At 63.2% G+C, this 14,489-nt stretch carries 16 protein-coding genes; 4 read left to right on the top strand and 12 right to left on the bottom strand.

Annotated elements, in window-relative coordinates:
* Positions 1-90: 90 nt before the first annotated feature.
* A complete protein-coding gene (locus FJ950_RS21300) occupies positions 91-627 on the bottom strand; it encodes a L,D-transpeptidase (protein WP_174361983.1) in 537 nt (178 codons plus the stop codon).
* A 144-nt stretch (positions 628-771) separates the two neighbouring features.
* On the opposite strand from FJ950_RS21300, the gene FJ950_RS21295 reads away from it, so the two are divergent.
* Together FJ950_RS21295 and FJ950_RS21290 are read left to right on the top strand one after the other, a co-directional pair.
* A complete protein-coding gene (locus tag FJ950_RS21295) occupies positions 772-1,455 on the top strand; it encodes a response regulator transcription factor (RefSeq protein WP_015315056.1) in 684 nt (227 codons plus the stop codon).
* Positions 1,456-1,578: 123 nt separating this feature from the next.
* Entirely contained in the window at positions 1,579-2,034 is a 456-nt protein-coding gene (locus FJ950_RS21290) for a cyclic nucleotide-binding domain-containing protein (protein ID WP_140618369.1), read from the top strand.
* A 169-nt stretch (positions 2,035-2,203) separates the two neighbouring features.
* Here the strand turns inward: FJ950_RS21290 and FJ950_RS21285 are convergent, their stop codons facing one another.
* The 7 genes from FJ950_RS21285 to tesB form a co-directional block, all read right to left on the bottom strand.
* Positions 2,204-3,010 (bottom strand): exodeoxyribonuclease III, encoded by an 807-nt coding sequence (locus FJ950_RS21285; protein ID WP_140618367.1) that lies wholly within the window; start codon positions 3,008-3,010, stop codon positions 2,204-2,206.
* A gap of 98 nt (positions 3,011-3,108) precedes the next feature.
* Entirely contained in the window at positions 3,109-3,789 is a 681-nt protein-coding gene (locus FJ950_RS21280; RefSeq protein ID WP_140618433.1) for an outer membrane lipoprotein carrier protein LolA, read from the bottom strand.
* A 133-nt stretch (positions 3,790-3,922) separates the two neighbouring features.
* The gene (locus FJ950_RS21275) at positions 3,923-6,580 is read right to left on the bottom strand and encodes a DNA translocase FtsK (protein WP_140618365.1); all 2,658 of its coding nucleotides are present in this window, start codon (positions 6,578-6,580) and stop codon (positions 3,923-3,925) included.
* A gap of 208 nt (positions 6,581-6,788) precedes the next feature.
* Complete coding sequence (locus FJ950_RS21270) at positions 6,789-7,067, bottom strand: hypothetical protein (protein ID WP_015315051.1); 279 nt, start codon at positions 7,065-7,067, stop codon at positions 6,789-6,791.
* A gap of 325 nt (positions 7,068-7,392) precedes the next feature.
* Positions 7,393-8,748 carry an ammonium transporter gene (locus tag FJ950_RS21265; RefSeq protein ID WP_015315050.1) on the bottom strand — a complete coding sequence of 452 codons (1,356 nt, stop codon included), beginning with the start codon at positions 8,746-8,748 and terminating at the stop codon, positions 7,393-7,395.
* 31 nt (positions 8,749-8,779) lie between these two features.
* Positions 8,780-9,118: a P-II family nitrogen regulator gene (locus FJ950_RS21260; protein ID WP_015315049.1), complete on the bottom strand. Its 339-nt coding sequence runs from the start codon at positions 9,116-9,118 to the stop codon at positions 8,780-8,782.
* 298 nt (positions 9,119-9,416) lie between these two features.
* On the bottom strand, positions 9,417-10,277 hold the full coding sequence (gene tesB, locus FJ950_RS21255) for an acyl-CoA thioesterase II (RefSeq protein ID WP_015315048.1): 861 nt from the start codon (positions 10,275-10,277) through the stop codon (positions 9,417-9,419).
* A 98-nt stretch (positions 10,278-10,375) separates the two neighbouring features.
* Here tesB and FJ950_RS21250 point away from each other — a divergent pair, with 98 nt between their 5' ends.
* A complete protein-coding gene (locus FJ950_RS21250) occupies positions 10,376-11,635 on the top strand; it encodes a ubiquinone biosynthesis hydroxylase (protein ID WP_140618363.1) in 1,260 nt (419 codons plus the stop codon).
* Positions 11,636-11,753: 118 nt separating this feature from the next.
* On the opposite strand, the gene FJ950_RS21245 is transcribed toward FJ950_RS21250, so the two are convergent.
* The 3 genes from FJ950_RS21245 to FJ950_RS21235 form a co-directional block, all read right to left on the bottom strand.
* Positions 11,754-12,284 (bottom strand): hypothetical protein, encoded by a 531-nt coding sequence (locus FJ950_RS21245; RefSeq protein ID WP_015315046.1) that lies wholly within the window; start codon positions 12,282-12,284, stop codon positions 11,754-11,756.
* Positions 12,285-12,425: 141 nt separating this feature from the next.
* On the bottom strand, positions 12,426-12,782 hold the full coding sequence (locus tag FJ950_RS21240) for a YciI family protein (protein WP_140618362.1): 357 nt from the start codon (positions 12,780-12,782) through the stop codon (positions 12,426-12,428).
* Entirely contained in the window at positions 12,779-13,006 is a 228-nt protein-coding gene (locus FJ950_RS21235; RefSeq protein WP_140618360.1) for a hypothetical protein, read from the bottom strand. Before FJ950_RS21235 ends, FJ950_RS21240 begins: the two co-directional genes overlap by 4 nt.
* A gap of 212 nt (positions 13,007-13,218) precedes the next feature.
* On the opposite strand from FJ950_RS21235, the gene FJ950_RS21230 reads away from it, so the two are divergent.
* Positions 13,219-13,644, top strand: coding sequence for an OsmC family protein (locus FJ950_RS21230; protein ID WP_023771884.1), 426 nt, complete (start codon positions 13,219-13,221; stop codon positions 13,642-13,644).
* Positions 13,645-13,801: 157 nt separating this feature from the next.
* Here the strand turns inward: FJ950_RS21230 and FJ950_RS21225 are convergent, their stop codons facing one another.
* Positions 13,802-14,431 carry a DUF480 domain-containing protein gene (locus tag FJ950_RS21225; protein ID WP_140618358.1) on the bottom strand — a complete coding sequence of 210 codons (630 nt, stop codon included), beginning with the start codon at positions 14,429-14,431 and terminating at the stop codon, positions 13,802-13,804.
* Between the last annotated feature and the right edge of the window lie 58 nt (positions 14,432-14,489).

Raw genomic sequence — 14,489 nt, 5'->3', positions numbered from 1 at the left:
GCGTGTCTGCTGCCGCTGAAGACTTCCCTATTCCTATTCCCTATTCCCTATTCCCTATTCCCTATTCCCTATTCCCTATTCCCTATTCCCCTATCTCACCACCCTTACCACTGTCCGGTCCGACAGCAGCGGCAAAAGCCGCGCCATCGTGCGCGCGGTCACCGCCACGCAACCTTCCGTCGGCGTGAAGCCGGGACGCGCCAGATGGAAGAAGATGGCGCTGCCGCGCCCGCGCCGGCGCGGCGCGATGTTCCAGTCGAGCACCAGGCAGGCGTCATAGAGCCGGTCGTCGCGCCGCATGCGTTCGTGGCTGGCGCCGTAGGGAATCTTGACCGGCCTGTTATAGTTGCGGTCGTCAGGCACTTCGCACCAGCCGAGGTCCGGCCCGATCGACGCCATCGCCAGCCGCGTTCTGCGCCCGGCGGCAAACTGATCTCCCCGGAAATAGCCCGTCAGTATGCGCATCGAAGCGAGCGGCGTGGCACCGTCGCCTTCGCGCTTGCCGGCCGAGATGCCGCCACGCCCCAGCGCGCACGCAAACACCGTTTTGCCGGCCTGCAGCAGGCCCTGGCTTGGATGGCCGGGGCGAGCCCGCACGGTCAGCACGCGCAGCCCTTTTGCCAAAATTGCGCCGGCTGCATTGCGATCGCGTTTTTTCTTGTATGATCGTGCCACGGAACAAATCACTGTGATCGGCTATTGTGCCGGCCAGCTTCCGCATAAATACGCAGCGGTCAACTGAATTCACTTTTCAAAACAACGGATTGATCCATGACCTCACGTACCATCCTGATCGTCGATGACGATGACGACCTGCGCGGCACACTGGTCGAGCAACTGTCCCTCTATGAGGAATTCGATGTGCTGCAGGAAGCGACTGCGGCAAAAGGCGTCACCGCTGCGCGCGGCGGGCTCATCGACCTGCTCATCATGGATGTCGGTCTGCCCGACATGGACGGCCGGGAGGCGGTGAAGATCCTGCGCAAGGGCGGCTACAAGGCGCCCATCATCATGCTGACCGGCCACGATACCGATTCGGACACGATTCTGGGTCTCGAGGCCGGCGCCAACGACTATGTGACCAAGCCGTTCCGCTTCGCGGTGCTGCTTGCCCGTATCCGGGCGCAACTGCGCCAGCATGAGCAGAGCGAGGACGCGACCTTCTCGGTCGGCCCCTACACCTTCAAGCCCAGCCAGAAACTGCTCATCGATCAGCGCGGCGGCAAGGTGCGGCTGACGGAAAAGGAAGCCTCGATCATCAAGTATCTCTATCGCGCCGACCAGAAGGTGGTGACCCGCGACGTGCTGCTGGAGGAAGTGTGGGGATACAATTCCGGCGTCACCACGCATACCCTGGAAACCCATGTCTACCGTCTGCGCCAGAAGATCGAGCGTGATCCTTCCAATGCTGAAATTCTTGTGACAGAAAGCGGCGGCTACAAGCTGGTTCCTTAAACATTTCACCATTCAAATGAGCGGTTCGGGCGGGGCCGCTTTCGGGTACGATCCTGTTGGAGGGGGATTCTGGGATCGTACCGCAGAGGAGGGATTGGACTGACCGTTCGGGGACACAGCTAGATGGCGCTGGATGACGACATCCGCATCCTGTCCGCCGTGAGGCTTTTCGAGGGCTTCACGCAGGAACAGTTGCGCCTGCTCGCCTTCGGTGCCGAGACCACTTTGGTGCAGGCCGACCACAAGCTTTATCGCGAGGACGACGTGGCCGACTCGGCCTATGTCGTGGTCAGCGGGCGCATCGTGCTCTATCGCGAGCAGGATGGCGAGCGCATCCCGATCGGCAAGGTCGGCCCAGGCACGATGCTTAGCGAGCTGGCGCTGATCGCCGATACCAACCGGCTGACCAGCGCCTCGGCCGAAATCGACTCGGAAGTGATAAGGCTGAGCCGCAAGATGTTCCGGCGCATCCTGGAGGAATACCCGGAATTGGCGGTGAAGCTGCATCAGCGCATCTCCGACGAATTCCACGACATGATCCGCCGCATCGAGGAATTGGCGCCACGATTTTCGGGTTGACCTGGCATTTGGCGCCGTAGGTGTCGAGATTCAGGTCAGGCCGAGGCGAAAACGGCGGACTCCGAGAAGCGTACTAAAGTACGTGAGCACAGTTCTACTGCGACGTAGTAGAACTGGGAAGCGCAGGAAGCCGCCGTTTGCAGGCCGGCTTCACCTGAATATCATAAACTTAATCCAGGGCGAACCGGGCAATCACTGGCACATGGTCCGACGGCCGGTCCCAGCCACGGGCGGCTCTAAGGATCTCATAGCCGGCAAAACTGGGCAGCAGGTTTGGCGACGACCAGACATGGTCGAGCCGCCGGCCGCGATTGGACGCCTCCCAATCCTGCGCGCGATAACTCCACCAGGTATAGAGCTTCTGTTCCGGTGGCACGTTGTGCCGCATCAGGTCGACCCAGCCGCCGGCGCGCCGCATCGCCTCGAAGTTTTCGGTCTCGACCGGCGTGTGGCTGACCACGTTGAGCAGTTGCTTGTGCGACCAGACATCATGCTCCAGCGGCGCGATATTGAGGTCCCCGACCAGCACCGACGCCGATACCTCGCCATGCTCGGCCCGGATGGCGTTCATCTCGGCGACGAAATCGAGCTTGTGCCTGAACTTCCTGTTGATCTCGGGATCCGGCTCGTCGCCACCCGCGGGCACGTAAAAATTGTGCACCAGGATGGTCTTGCCGCCGGCCTGTACCGTCACCGACAGGTGCCGGCTGTCCTCGATGTCGCAAAAGCGGCGCTTTTCGACCACCTCGATCGGCCGCCGCGCCACCGTCGCCACGCCGTGATAGCCCTTCTGGCCATGAAATGCGATGTAGGGATAGCCGACCTTGCGAAAGGCTTTTTCGGGAAAGAGCTCGTCCGGGACCTTGGTTTCCTGCAGGCAGAGCACATCGGGCGCGTACTCATCGAGCAGGCGTTCGACGATCGGCATGCGCAGGCGCACGGAGTTGATGTTCCAGGTGGCGATCGAAAAGGGCATGCGGAGGGTCCGGCAAGAGATCGCCATTCTACTGCCAGCCGCGCGCCGCAAAAACAAGCCAGCCCGCTCCGCTAACGGGCCTGGCTATATCGGCGGGCCTACCGCGTCTTGGTGTTCAGCTCGCGATTGGCCGTATAGTCGATGGCGAACGTGTCGGGCGCGAAGCTGACGCCTTCCTTGGTGTTGAAGATCATCACCGTCGTGTCCTTGCCCTGCGCGTCGGTGATCGTCCACTGCCGCAGATCATAGGTTTTCGGGTCGAACATCATGGTGATCCGCGCATTGCCGAAAACCGACTTGTCGGAAAGCTGGATGGTGGTGAGGTCGTCTTCTTCCTTGACGCTCTTGACGCGGTTGCCGGAGAGGTCGATGCGGTCGTCGAGCAGCAGTTTCAGCGGCGTCTTCGACAGCGGATAAAGGTCCGACGTGTTCAGTTTCTTGTTGAGTATGGCAACCGATCTGCCGTCGGAAATCACCCGGAAATTCGAAGACCCGTCATAGTTGAAGCGGATCTTGCCCGGCCGTTCCAGGAAGAATTTTCCGCCGGTCTGCTCGCCCTTGGGGCCGAACTGGACGAATTCGCCGCTCATCGATTTGACCGCCGAGAAATGGTCGGCGATCTTCTGTGCCGCCGCGGGCACAGCCGCCTGCGCTGAGGCCAGCAACTCGAATCCGGGCACCACGTTAAGTGCGGCGGCACCCGCTAAGACCAGGCCGAGGCCAACCAACTGGCGGCGTGTCGGGGCAAAATCGCTGAGCGCTGAAAGATCGTTTTTCATATCGGTCACTCTCGTCCGGTTCCTGATTTGGCCGCTGTCGTGAACCCCCAGTTGGGCTGAAGTTTGGCGAGCCGATCGCTGCTCAGTCGGTGAACGCGCCAGAAGGTTCAAAGTTGCCGCGAACTCTGCGCTATCAGAACTTGTCGTCTTCTGTCGGCACCAAGATTTCGCGTTTTCCGGCATGGTTGGCCGGGCCGACAATGCCTTCCTTTTCCATCTTCTCGATAATCGAGGCGGCTCTGTTATAGCCGATGCCCAGACGCCGCTGGATGTAGCTGGTCGAGGCCTTGCCGTCGCGCAGCACCACCGAAACCGCCTGATCGTAAGGGTCGTCGGAATCCTCGAAATTGCCACCGCCGCCGCCGCCCGAACCGCCCTTGCCGGACGACTCGTCGTCGTCCTCGCCGTCGTCCTCGGTGATGGCGTCGAGATATTCCGGCACGCCCTGCAGCTTCAGGTGCCCAACGATCTTCTCGACCTCGTCATCGGAGACGAACGGCCCGTGCACGCGCTGGATGCGGCCGCCGCCGGCCATGTAGAGCATGTCGCCCATGCCGAGCAGCTGCTCGGCGCCCTGCTCGCCCAGAATGGTGCGGCTGTCGATCTTGGACGTCACCTGGAAGGAGATGCGGGTCGGGAAATTGGCCTTGATGGTGCCGGTGATGACGTCGACCGAGGGACGTTGCGTGGCCATGATGACGTGGATGCCGGCGGCACGCGCCATCTGCGCCAGGCGCTGGACGGCTCCTTCGATGTCCTTGCCGGCGACCATCATCAGGTCGGCCATTTCGTCGATGATGACGACGATATAGGGCATCGGCTCGAGATCGAGATCCTCGGTCTCGTAGATCGCCTCGCCTGTCTGGCGGTCGAAGCCGGTCTGCACAGTGCGCGAGATCTTTTCGCCCTTCTTCTCGGCCTGCTGCACGCGTGCGTTGAAGCCGTCGATGTTGCGCACGCCGACCTTGGACATCTTGCGGTAGCGGTCCTCCATCTCGCGCACGGTCCATTTCAGCGCCACCACCGCCTTCTTCGGGTCGGTGACCACGGGCGTCAGCAGATGCGGAATGCCGTCATAGACGGAGAGTTCGAGCATTTTCGGGTCGATCATGATCAGCCGGCACTCCTGCGGGGTGAGCCGGTAGAGCAGCGACAGGATCATGGTGTTGATGGCGACCGACTTGCCCGAACCGGTGGTGCCGGCGACCAGCACGTGCGGCATCTTGGCAATGTCGACGATGACGGCTTCGCCATTGATGGTCTTGCCCAGCGCCAGCGCCAGCTTGGCCTTGGTCGTCTCGAAGTCGCGGCTGGCCATGATCTCGCGGAGGTAAACCGTTTCGCGCTTGGCGTTGGGCAGTTCGATGCCGATGGCGTTGCGGCCCGGCACCACGGCGACGCGGCAGGCGATCGCGCTCATCGAACGGGCGATGTCGTCGGAAAGGCCGATGACCCGCGACGACTTGATGCCCGGTGCGGGTTCGAGTTCGTAAAGGGTGACGACCGGACCCGGGCGAACGGCAATGATCTCGCCCTTGACGCCGAAATCCTCCAGCACGCCTTCGAGCAGGCGCGCATTCTGTTCCAGCGCGTCCTTGGAAAGACTTGGGTCGCGCGCGACATTCTTCGGTTCGGACAGGAAATGCAGCGACGGCATTTCGAACGTGTCGGAGCCGATCAGCGAGGTTTGCGCCTCGCGCTGGACGCGGGCGCCCGGTACCGGTCGCGCCGCCGGCGCCTCCACCCGGGTGGCGGCATCGGAACGGAACTGCTGGACCTTGGCCGTGGGAGCACGCCGCTGCGCGACGGGCTCGTCATCGAAATCCATATCCGCGTCGTCGCGGCCGAAGACATCGTCGTCGTCCGGGTCGACGGAGACGCTGCGGTCGTTGACCATGGCGGCGAAGAATTCCGGTTCGACACGGGCGCGGCCGTCATGGCTCATGCGCTGCTCGGCGAACTCGGCCGACTCGACGCGTTCGGCGGCCCGGCGCCAGGCGCTGGCGCGCGGCTCCATCTCCGGTTCGAACTCGTCGCGCTCCTGCCTGCGGCGCACCGCGCGGCGATGCATCCACGCGCGGAAAGAAAGCCACCAATGGGTGATTGCGCCGAGCGCCAGTATGCCCTCGTCGCCCTCGTCCTCGTCATTGTCGAACAGAAGCTCGTCCTCGCGCGGGTCCGCGGCGGCCGGTTCTTCCATCACGGCGAAGCCGTTCTTGCGCCCGAGCAGCGCCGCGCCATGGGCGAACAGCCAGAGCGCGGGCGCAGCCAGCACTATGGCGAGCACGCTGGCCACCAGCCCGGTTGGATAGCCGCCGATTAGGACACCGGGGATCTTTAGCACCATGTCGCCGAAGACGCCGCCGAGGCCGGTGGGCAGCGGCCAGGTCTTGGGCGGAACGATGCAGCCGGCGATGGCGGCGGCGAGCAGCGCGAAACCGAACCAGAACAGCCCGCGCCTGGGCAGCCGGTCGACGCCGCGCGCCGAAAACAGGAGGTATCCCCAGATCACTGCCGGAACCAGCGCGGCGACCGCGGCAAGGCCGAAGAACTGCATGGCGAGGTCGGAGAACACCGCGCCGGCATAGCCCATGGCGTTGGTGACGATGTTGGCGGTGGCATGCGAGAAGCTTGGATCGGCGACGTTCCAGGTCGCGAGGCTGGCGACGGCGAAGGCCGTGAACGCGAACAGGCCGGTGCCGACCAGACGGCCGACCTGGCGCCGCGCGAATGCCTGGATGCCGTGCCCCGTATCGGTCAGCGCGAGCGGTGCTGAAGCCCCTGAACGCATGCTCTTCCCCGTCAGTGATTGCCTGGCCGCAGCGCATGACGCACTCCGGCAGATTCGGATGCCAGACTAGGCGTGGGAAGGTTAAGGGCGCATTAACTATAAGACCGTGGGGGCCGTCCTTTTGGCACCGACATCTACCAGTGACCGCACCATAAGAAAAATGGCGGGCGCCCTGGCCCGCCATCCATTCGTTGGGCTGGGCAGCGTGCTACTTGCTGGCGCCGCCGAGCATCTTCACATTGGCGCAGAACTCGGCGTGCGGCTTGCTCATCGCAGCGTCCTGGCATTCCTTCATCATGGCGTCCTGCTTCTCCTTCGGCATGGCCATGAAAGCTGCCTTGAATTCCTCCATTGGCTTCATGGTCTTCATGCTGGAATCGGTGAAGAACGGCGCCATGTTGTCCGGCTCGTCCAGTGCGCCGGCAAATGCAAAGCCGCTGACCATGGAAAGTGCGAGTGCCCCGAGGCAGATATTCTTGAGGTTCATGAGAAATTCCTTCCCTGTTTCAAAATCACGAGCGTCAGAACGACGATCGCCTCCTGAGTTCGGCGACAGAGCGGTCGATGTTTCCTCGAAAAGCTTCTTCACGCGAACGTGATTGCGTGGACTCGGACGAAGCGAGAACGAATTTGCAAAAAAAGAGGCCCGGAGCGATCCGGGCCTCAAGGCGTGACCTCCTTGCGGGAGCATCACGACGGGATGCTTTCAAAGCAATTCCAGCAGAAGGGATTCGCGGTTTTCCCTCCGGAATTGCGCGGCAAACATGGGGCCGGCGGGAGGAGGGTTCCGCCGGCCCGTTGGCAAGGATGCCTTACGGCACCACTTCGCCATGCTGGGAGATGTCGAGGCCTTCGACTTCTTCCTGGGTCGTCGGACGCAGGCCGACCAGCGCCTTGACGACGTAGAGGATGACGAAGGTGGCAACCGCCGTCCAGACAATGGTGACGGCGACACCGTAGATCTGCTTGCCGAGAGAAGCGCCCGACGAGAGGCTGTTGATCGCCGGGTCGGCAAGCACGCCGGTCAGCAGGGCGCCGACCACGCCGCCGACGCCATGCACGCCGAAGGCATCGAGCGAGTCGTCATAGCCGAACATGTGCTTCACCTTGACCGCCGAGAGGTAGCAGACGACGCCGGCGACGATGCCGACGATGAAGGCGCCGGTCGGGTTGACGAAACCGGAAGCCGGCGTCACCGCGACGAGGCCCGCGACGGCGCCCGAGATGATGCCGAGCACGGAAGGCTTCTTGGCGATGATCCATTCGGCGAACATCCAGGCCAGTGCCGCGGCGGCGGTGGCAACCTGGGTGTTGAGCATGGCGGCACCGGCAAGGCCGTCGGCCGCCAGTTCCGAACCGGCGTTGAAGCCGAACCAGCCGACCCACAGCAGCGATGCGCCGATGACCGAATAGACGAGGTTGTGCGGCGCCATGTTGGTGGTGCCATAGCCTTCGCGCTTGCCGAGAACCAGTGCACAGACGAGGCCCGCGACACCGGCATTGATGTGAACGACCGTGCCGCCGGCGAAGTCGAGCACGCCAGCCGTACCGAGGAAGCCGCCACCCCAGACCCAATGCGCGATCGGCACATAGACGATCAGCAGCCACAGTGCCATGAAGATCAGCAGTGCCGAGAACTTGAAGCGTTCGGCGAAGGCGCCGGCAATCAGCGCCGGCGTGATGATGGCGAAGGTCATCTGAAACATCGAGAAGACGAATTCAGGGATGTTGGCCACACCCGGCAGCCACAGGCTGGCGGTGGTGATGCCGTGGTGGAAGAATTTCGAGGTGCCGCCGAGATAGGCATTCATGCCGCCGCCGTCGGAAAAGGCCAGCGAATAGCCGAACATGAACCATAGCACCGTCACCAGGCAGGTGATGGCGAAGCTCTGCATGACGGTGGCGAGCACGTTCTTCTTGCGCACCATGCCGCCGTAGAACAGCGCCAGGCCCGGGATGGTCATCATCAGCACCAGCGCCGTGGAGGTCAGCATCCAGGCGGTGTTGCCGGTATCGAGCACCGGGGTGGGCGCGGCGGCAGGTGCCGCGGCAGCGGCAGCGGGTGCGGCTTCCTGCGCGAAGGCGGCGACGCTGCCCAGCGCTGCGAGAGCGAGCGTGCCCAGAAGGGCCGCCCGTCCCGTCGTTTTCAAGGTGGAAGGAATATTCATTGAACTCTCCATTGGAATACGTGTTCGCCGCTCAGAGCGCGTCGCTGTCTGTTTCGCCGGTGCGGATGCGCACCGCCTGGTCGATGCCGAAAACGAAGATCTTGCCGTCGCCGATCTGGCCGGTCTTGGCTGCGGCGGTGATGGCTTCGACGGCCTTGTCGACCATGTCGGCCGCGACCGCGACCTCGATCTTGATCTTCGGCAGGAAAGAGACCGCGTATTCCGCCCCCCGATAGATTTCCGTATGCCCTTTCTGACGCCCGTAGCCTTTGACTTCGGTGACGGTCAGGCCCTGGATGCCGACGGCGGTAAGCGCTTCGCGTACCTCGTCCAGCTTGAACGGCTTGATGATTGCCATCACGATTTTCATAGGTTCACCCTTTGCTGTTGCGGTGCCCCGCGTTTGCACGACTTCACCGATCCCAAAGAGCCGGAGAGTGCCCCCAAGGATTCAAGCTCCGTGCCAAGTGCCGAAGCAGGGCGTTAACCTATTGGAAACAAAGGGAATGGAGCGCCCGCCGCCAATTGCTGTATGCATGTGCGGCACGCCGCATGCTCAAAATTTAAGCAATTTTGTGAAATTGCCTAATTTGCCGGCTTTGAGCATGATCAGGAAAAATGGAATCGGCTTTCGCAAAGAATCTTGCTCAAACAAGACTCGCGAATGCTCAACGCTTGAGCCGGATCAACCCTTCCTGGGCCATCGAGGCGATCAGCGTGCCGTCACGGGCATAGAGCGTGCCGCGGCTGAAACCGCGCGATCCCGAACTCGAGGGGCTGTCCTGCGCATAAAGCAGCCAGCCGTCGAGCGAATGCGGCCGATGGAACCACATCGAATGGTCGAGGCTGGCGGCCTGGATGTCGGGGTCGAACAGGCCGCGCCCATGGGCGAAGGTCGAGGTGTCGAGCAGCGTCATGTCGGAGAGATAGGCGAGCAGCACCGACTGCAGCGCGCGGTCGTCGGGAACCGGCCCGGCAAGGCGGATCCAGACATTCTGCCGGGGCGGCAGCTTGTCGCGGCTTTCATAGTGCTGGAGGTTGACCGGCCGCAACTCAAGCGGCCGCTCGCGCGCCCAGAAACGGCGAACCGCCTCCGGCACCCGGTCGGCCGTTTCGAGCAGCTGGCGCTGCGTCTTCAGCCCTTCCGGCGGCGGCACGTCGTCAGGTAGCGCGAACTGGTGCTCGAGCCCCTTCTCGTCGACCTGGAACGAGGCTTCCAGCGAAAAGATCGCCTGTCCGTGCTGGATTGCCAGCACCCTCCGCGTGGTGAAGGAACCGCCGTCGCGGATGCGATCGACCTCGTAGATGATCGGCACCTTGATGTCGCCCGGGCGCATGAAATAGCCATGCAGCGAATGCACGAAACGGTCGGGCTCCACCGTTCGCTGCGCCGCCACCAGCGCCTGCGCGATGGTCTGGCCGCCGAACACGCGCTGCCACTCCACCTGGGGGCTGCGACCACGATACAGATTGTGTTCCAGCTTCTCGAGGTCGAGAATGCGCAGAAGCTCGTCGATCGCCGCCGTCATGTTTTGTGACCTCGCCGCAAAATTGCTATGGCGGTTTCCGACAGGAAGAACGAGCCGTCAAGGGCGCAAGCCCCGTAGGCGCGCAAGGAGCCAAGACAATGGAACGCAAGGCGGACGCCAAGGCCAGATCCGGGATCGATGTTCTCGTCGCGGGTGCCGGCTATGTCGGCCTGGCCGCCGCGGTCTCGCTGAAACAGGCTCGCCCGGGCCTCGCCGTGGCGCTGGTCGACGCGGCGCCCGCCGGTTCCTGGCAAAGGGATGGCCGCGCTTCCGCCATCGCCGCGGCGGCCTGCCGCATGCTCGACCAGCTCGGCGTCTGGGCCGAGATCGCGCCGAAGGCGCAGGCGATCACTGAGATGATCATCACCGATTCACGCAGCGCCGATCCGGTGCGCCCGGTCTTCCTGACCTTCGGCGGCGAGGTGGCGCCGGGTGAGCCTTTCGCGCATATGGTCGCCAACAGGGCGTTGAACGGCGCCTTGCGGGCCAAAGCCGAACAGCTCGGCATCGACATCATCGAAGGCGTGGCGGTGCAAGGTTTTGAGACCAATGGAGCCGGCATGTCAGTGCATCTGGCGGACGGCGCCACGTTGGCGGCGCGGTTGCTGGTTGCCGCCGATGGTGTCAATTCGAAACTGCGCGACATGGCCGGCATCAAGACGGTCAAGTGGGAATACGGTCAGTCCGGCATCGTCTGCACCGTGGCCCATGAACGCCCGCACAACGGCCGCGCCGAAGAGCATTTCCTGCCCGCCGGCCCGTTCGCCACGCTGCCGCTGATACCCGACGAGGACGGCACCAACCGCTCTTCGATCGTCTGGGTCGAACGGGCGGAAGATGCGAAAACGCTCGTCGAAGGCGACGATCTCGTCTTCGAACACGAACTTGAACAACGTTTTGGGCTGAAACTTGGAGAAATCCGCGTCGCCGACAAGCCGCGCGCCTGGCCGCTTGGTCTCACCATCGCGCGCGCCTTCGTGGCACCGCGCATCGCGCTTGCCGGCGATGCCGCCCACGGCATCCATCCGATCGCCGGCCAGGGGCTCAATCTCGGCTTCAAGGATGTGGCCGCCCTTGCCGAGGTGATCGTCGAGGCCGACCGGCTCGGCCAGGACATCGGCGCGCTCGACGTGCTGGAACGCTATCAGCAATGGCGCCGTTTCGACACGGTGCAGATGGGCATCACGACCGATGTGCTGAACCGGCTGTTTTCCAACGACATCACCCCGCTGCGCACCGTCCGCGACATCGGCCTCGGTCTCGTCGAGCGTATGCCGCGGCTGAAGGAGTTCTTCATCCGCCAGGCATCGGGACTATCCGCGGGCACGCCGCGCCTGCTGAAGGGCGAGGCGATCTGATCGTCTCGCTGACTTGACGTCGCGGCCTGTGGGCTGCGCCGCGTCGCTTCGCTCCTTGCTCCGCCATGGGGATGAGAAAGAAGCGGGAGTTTCGCGCCAATCGCCGAGGCCGGCGATCTCAGTTCACTTCAAAACCAAGCTTCTGGCGCAGCCGCAGCATGCGCTGGTCGGGTATCTTCAGGCTCTGCTCTCCGCCCTGAGCCACCCGGTTCAGCATTTGCAGCAGATCGTCCCGTTCGTTCGGGTCGAGGCGTTCGCGCAGGAAGGGCGCCAGCTTGTCGATGACGATGGTAGTGTCGTCTATCTGGGTCGCGGCCCACTTGGCATAGACAACCGCCTCGTCGGTCTTCTTCGGCCCGGCTGCGATCTGCGAAATCACCTCGCGAATGACGGCCTCGCGCCGCGGCAGAACAGGGCCATCTTCCGAAACGATCGCGGTGATCAGCGTCGCTGCCGCCACCACCGGATCATCGATCGCCGTCAGCGGCGAAAGCGCGGCCTGCTTGCGCAGCTTCTTGCGCCGGATGTTGCCTTGAACGCGCCCGACGACTTCGGCGACCTCGCGCGCGGCGTCGTTCATCGCCTTCATCCGGTACCACCACAATGCCGCCGCTCCGAGCACGCCAAGGACAGCAATCAGGAAAGGCATGTCCAAATCCCCCAAAGTCTTGGGCGACGATAGGAGAACTCGTGGCTTGCTTCAACACGCAAGAATTGAGCCCGGCAAGGGCAGGACCTTCGCTCAACCGAACGCCCAGGTTTATAAGGGAGCGCAACGCATGACAGGGAATTATGACCCCGGCACGTTGTAGATCGCGCGCACTTCGATCGTACCGATTTCGGCCAGCGGAATCTCGCCGGCGATGTCCAGCGCCTCGTCGAGATCCTTCGCTTCGATCATGACGAAACCGAGCAACTGCTCCTTCGTTTCCGCGAACGGGCCGTCGGTGATCAGCTGCTTGCCCTTGCGCCGCCGTACGGTCTTCGACGTCTTCACCGATTGCAGTGCCTGCGCGATGATCAGCTTGCCTTGTTGATCCAATGACCTGTCATAGGCCAGCGAGTCGGCATCGAGCTTGGCGGCACCCTCGGCGGTCAGCGCATGGAGGTCTTTTTCCTCACCATAGACCAGGCAGACATATTTCATCTCGAGCTCCCTTCTTGTGACAAATCATAGGCTGCGGCGACAACCATGTCAGCCTTGCCCGAGATCGGTCCCGCATGGTCGAGAAGGCATGCCGCGACCGTGATGATGGCAATCGCCACCAGCAGCCTGCCGAGGCCGGACGCCGGCGGGTCCAGCCAGAAGTCCTCCTGTCGCCCAGGCCCGCGGCCTGGCCTCTTCCACAGCGCGAAAAACAGATTGTCCATGTCAACCTCCATCCGGCCACAAATCCCGTGGCCTCCCGCAGGACGGCCGGCCCGGATGGAAGCCGACATTTTTGCGTGGGTATTTTTTCGGCGGAAAAGGCCGTCATCGTGCCGTGGTCCAAACAGCGCAGTGGTCTTCGGCGACGTCCGCGCTATAGTTGGCCGGACGCTGGCTCACCCAGGACAAGTTCACGACAACCCAGGAGGACTTCATGGACCGCACCGCAAACGCCGTCTGGAAAGGCAATTTGAAAGAGGGCAAGGGCACGCTCGACACGCAGAGCGGGACCCTGAAGGGTACGCCCTATTCGTTCAAGGCGCGCTTCGAGGACGAAAGCGGCAAATCCGGCACCAATCCGGAAGAACTGATCGCGGCCGCCCATGCCGGCTGCTACGCCATGCAGCTCTCGCATTTCCTCGCCGAAAACGGCACGCCGGCGCAAGAACTCGACGCCAAGGCCGTGGTCACGCTGGTTCCCGGCACCGGCATCACCGGCAGCGCCATCACCCTGGTCGGCAAGGTGCCCGGCATCGATGCGGCGAAGTTCAAGGAATTGGCCGAGAAGGCCAAGGCCGAATGCCCGGTCTCTCAGGCGCTCGGCGCGATCAAGGTTTCGCTCGACGCCAGGCTTGGCTGAAGGGCTTGGCCTGAAGCGACAAACGCCGGCTCCAGGGCCGGCGTTTCTGCATCGGAGATTGGCGAAAGCGGTCGCAGCATCCAATGTTCCCCTCGTGGGGAGATGCCCGGCAGAACAGAGGGGGGCGCCGTCCCGCCGACGTCTCGGATTGGTGGCCTCAACCCCCCAGCGCATCAAGCCGGGCGCGAAGGGCCGCGACTTCCTGCTCCAGCGCCTCCAACCTCGCTTCCAGATGGGAGGCAGGCGCGGCCGGCGCACTGCGCTGAGCCGAGAGGGCGGCAACATCCACTGGACCGGCGAGCAGATGCACGTAGCGGTCCTCGCGCTGGCCCGGCCCGCGTGGGATTTCCTGGACCAATGGCGGCCGGCGGCCGATCAGCATGTCGAGTTCGCCGCGAAGGTCTTCGATCGATGAAAACCGCGCCATGCGCTCAGCTCGCGCCAGGAGTTCGTGTGCCGTCTGCGGTCCGCGCAGCAAGAGCAGACCGAGCAACGCGGTCTGCGGCGTGGTCAGCGAGAAACGCTGCGCCATCTGATGCTCGTAGCGCTCGACGCGCGAACCGAACATCTGCCGGACCAGTCCTTTCTGCTCCAGCAGCTTCAACGCCCTGTGCACCTCCGTCTGTTCCAGCGTCATGACAGGCTCGCGCGCCGTCTTCTGGTTGGCCGCGGCAAGTGCCGCGTTGAGCGTCAGCGGATAGACGTCCGGCGTCAGCTCCTTCTTCTCGATCAAGCAGCCAAGCACGCGGGCTTCGGCGGGAGAGAGGATGGGAAGGTCTTCGCTCATTGGATTGGTTATCCTTTCGAGTTTGGCGGGACAGCACCCCTCCGTGCTGCCGAACCTA

It is taken from the genome of Mesorhizobium sp. B2-3-14 (genome assembly GCF_006442175.1).
GTDB lineage: Bacteria > Pseudomonadota > Alphaproteobacteria > Rhizobiales > Rhizobiaceae > Mesorhizobium > Mesorhizobium australicum.
Note: the sequence above shows the minus strand (reverse complement) of the source record. Positions and strands in the feature narration are given on the sequence as shown.

Excerpts from the sequence above, each read along its gene's own strand:
- FJ950_RS21295 (WP_015315056.1), top strand. The coding sequence starts at position 772 with ATGACCTCACGTACCATCCTGATCGTCGATGACGATGACGACCTGCGC.
- FJ950_RS21290 (WP_140618369.1), top strand. The coding sequence starts at position 1,579 with ATGGCGCTGGATGACGACATCCGCATCCTGTCCGCCGTGAGGCTTTTC.
- FJ950_RS21285 (WP_140618367.1), bottom strand. The coding sequence starts at position 3,010 with ATGCCCTTTTCGATCGCCACCTGGAACATCAACTCCGTGCGCCTGCGC.
- FJ950_RS21280 (WP_140618433.1), bottom strand. The coding sequence starts at position 3,789 with ATGAAAAACGATCTTTCAGCGCTCAGCGATTTTGCCCCGACACGCCGC.
- FJ950_RS21275 (WP_140618365.1), bottom strand. The coding sequence starts at position 6,580 with ATGCGTTCAGGGGCTTCAGCACCGCTCGCGCTGACCGATACGGGGCAC.
- FJ950_RS21270 (WP_015315051.1), bottom strand. The coding sequence starts at position 7,067 with ATGAACCTCAAGAATATCTGCCTCGGGGCACTCGCACTTTCCATGGTC.
- FJ950_RS21265 (WP_015315050.1), bottom strand. The coding sequence starts at position 8,748 with ATGAATATTCCTTCCACCTTGAAAACGACGGGACGGGCGGCCCTTCTG.
- FJ950_RS21260 (WP_015315049.1), bottom strand. The coding sequence starts at position 9,118 with ATGAAAATCGTGATGGCAATCATCAAGCCGTTCAAGCTGGACGAGGTA.
- tesB (WP_015315048.1), bottom strand. The coding sequence starts at position 10,277 with ATGACGGCGGCGATCGACGAGCTTCTGCGCATTCTCGACCTCGAGAAG.
- FJ950_RS21250 (WP_140618363.1), top strand. The coding sequence starts at position 10,376 with ATGGAACGCAAGGCGGACGCCAAGGCCAGATCCGGGATCGATGTTCTC.
- FJ950_RS21245 (WP_015315046.1), bottom strand. The coding sequence starts at position 12,284 with ATGCCTTTCCTGATTGCTGTCCTTGGCGTGCTCGGAGCGGCGGCATTG.
- FJ950_RS21240 (WP_140618362.1), bottom strand. The coding sequence starts at position 12,782 with ATGAAATATGTCTGCCTGGTCTATGGTGAGGAAAAAGACCTCCATGCG.
- FJ950_RS21235 (WP_140618360.1), bottom strand. The coding sequence starts at position 13,006 with ATGGACAATCTGTTTTTCGCGCTGTGGAAGAGGCCAGGCCGCGGGCCT.
- FJ950_RS21230 (WP_023771884.1), top strand. The coding sequence starts at position 13,219 with ATGGACCGCACCGCAAACGCCGTCTGGAAAGGCAATTTGAAAGAGGGC.
- FJ950_RS21225 (WP_140618358.1), bottom strand. The coding sequence starts at position 14,431 with ATGAGCGAAGACCTTCCCATCCTCTCTCCCGCCGAAGCCCGCGTGCTT.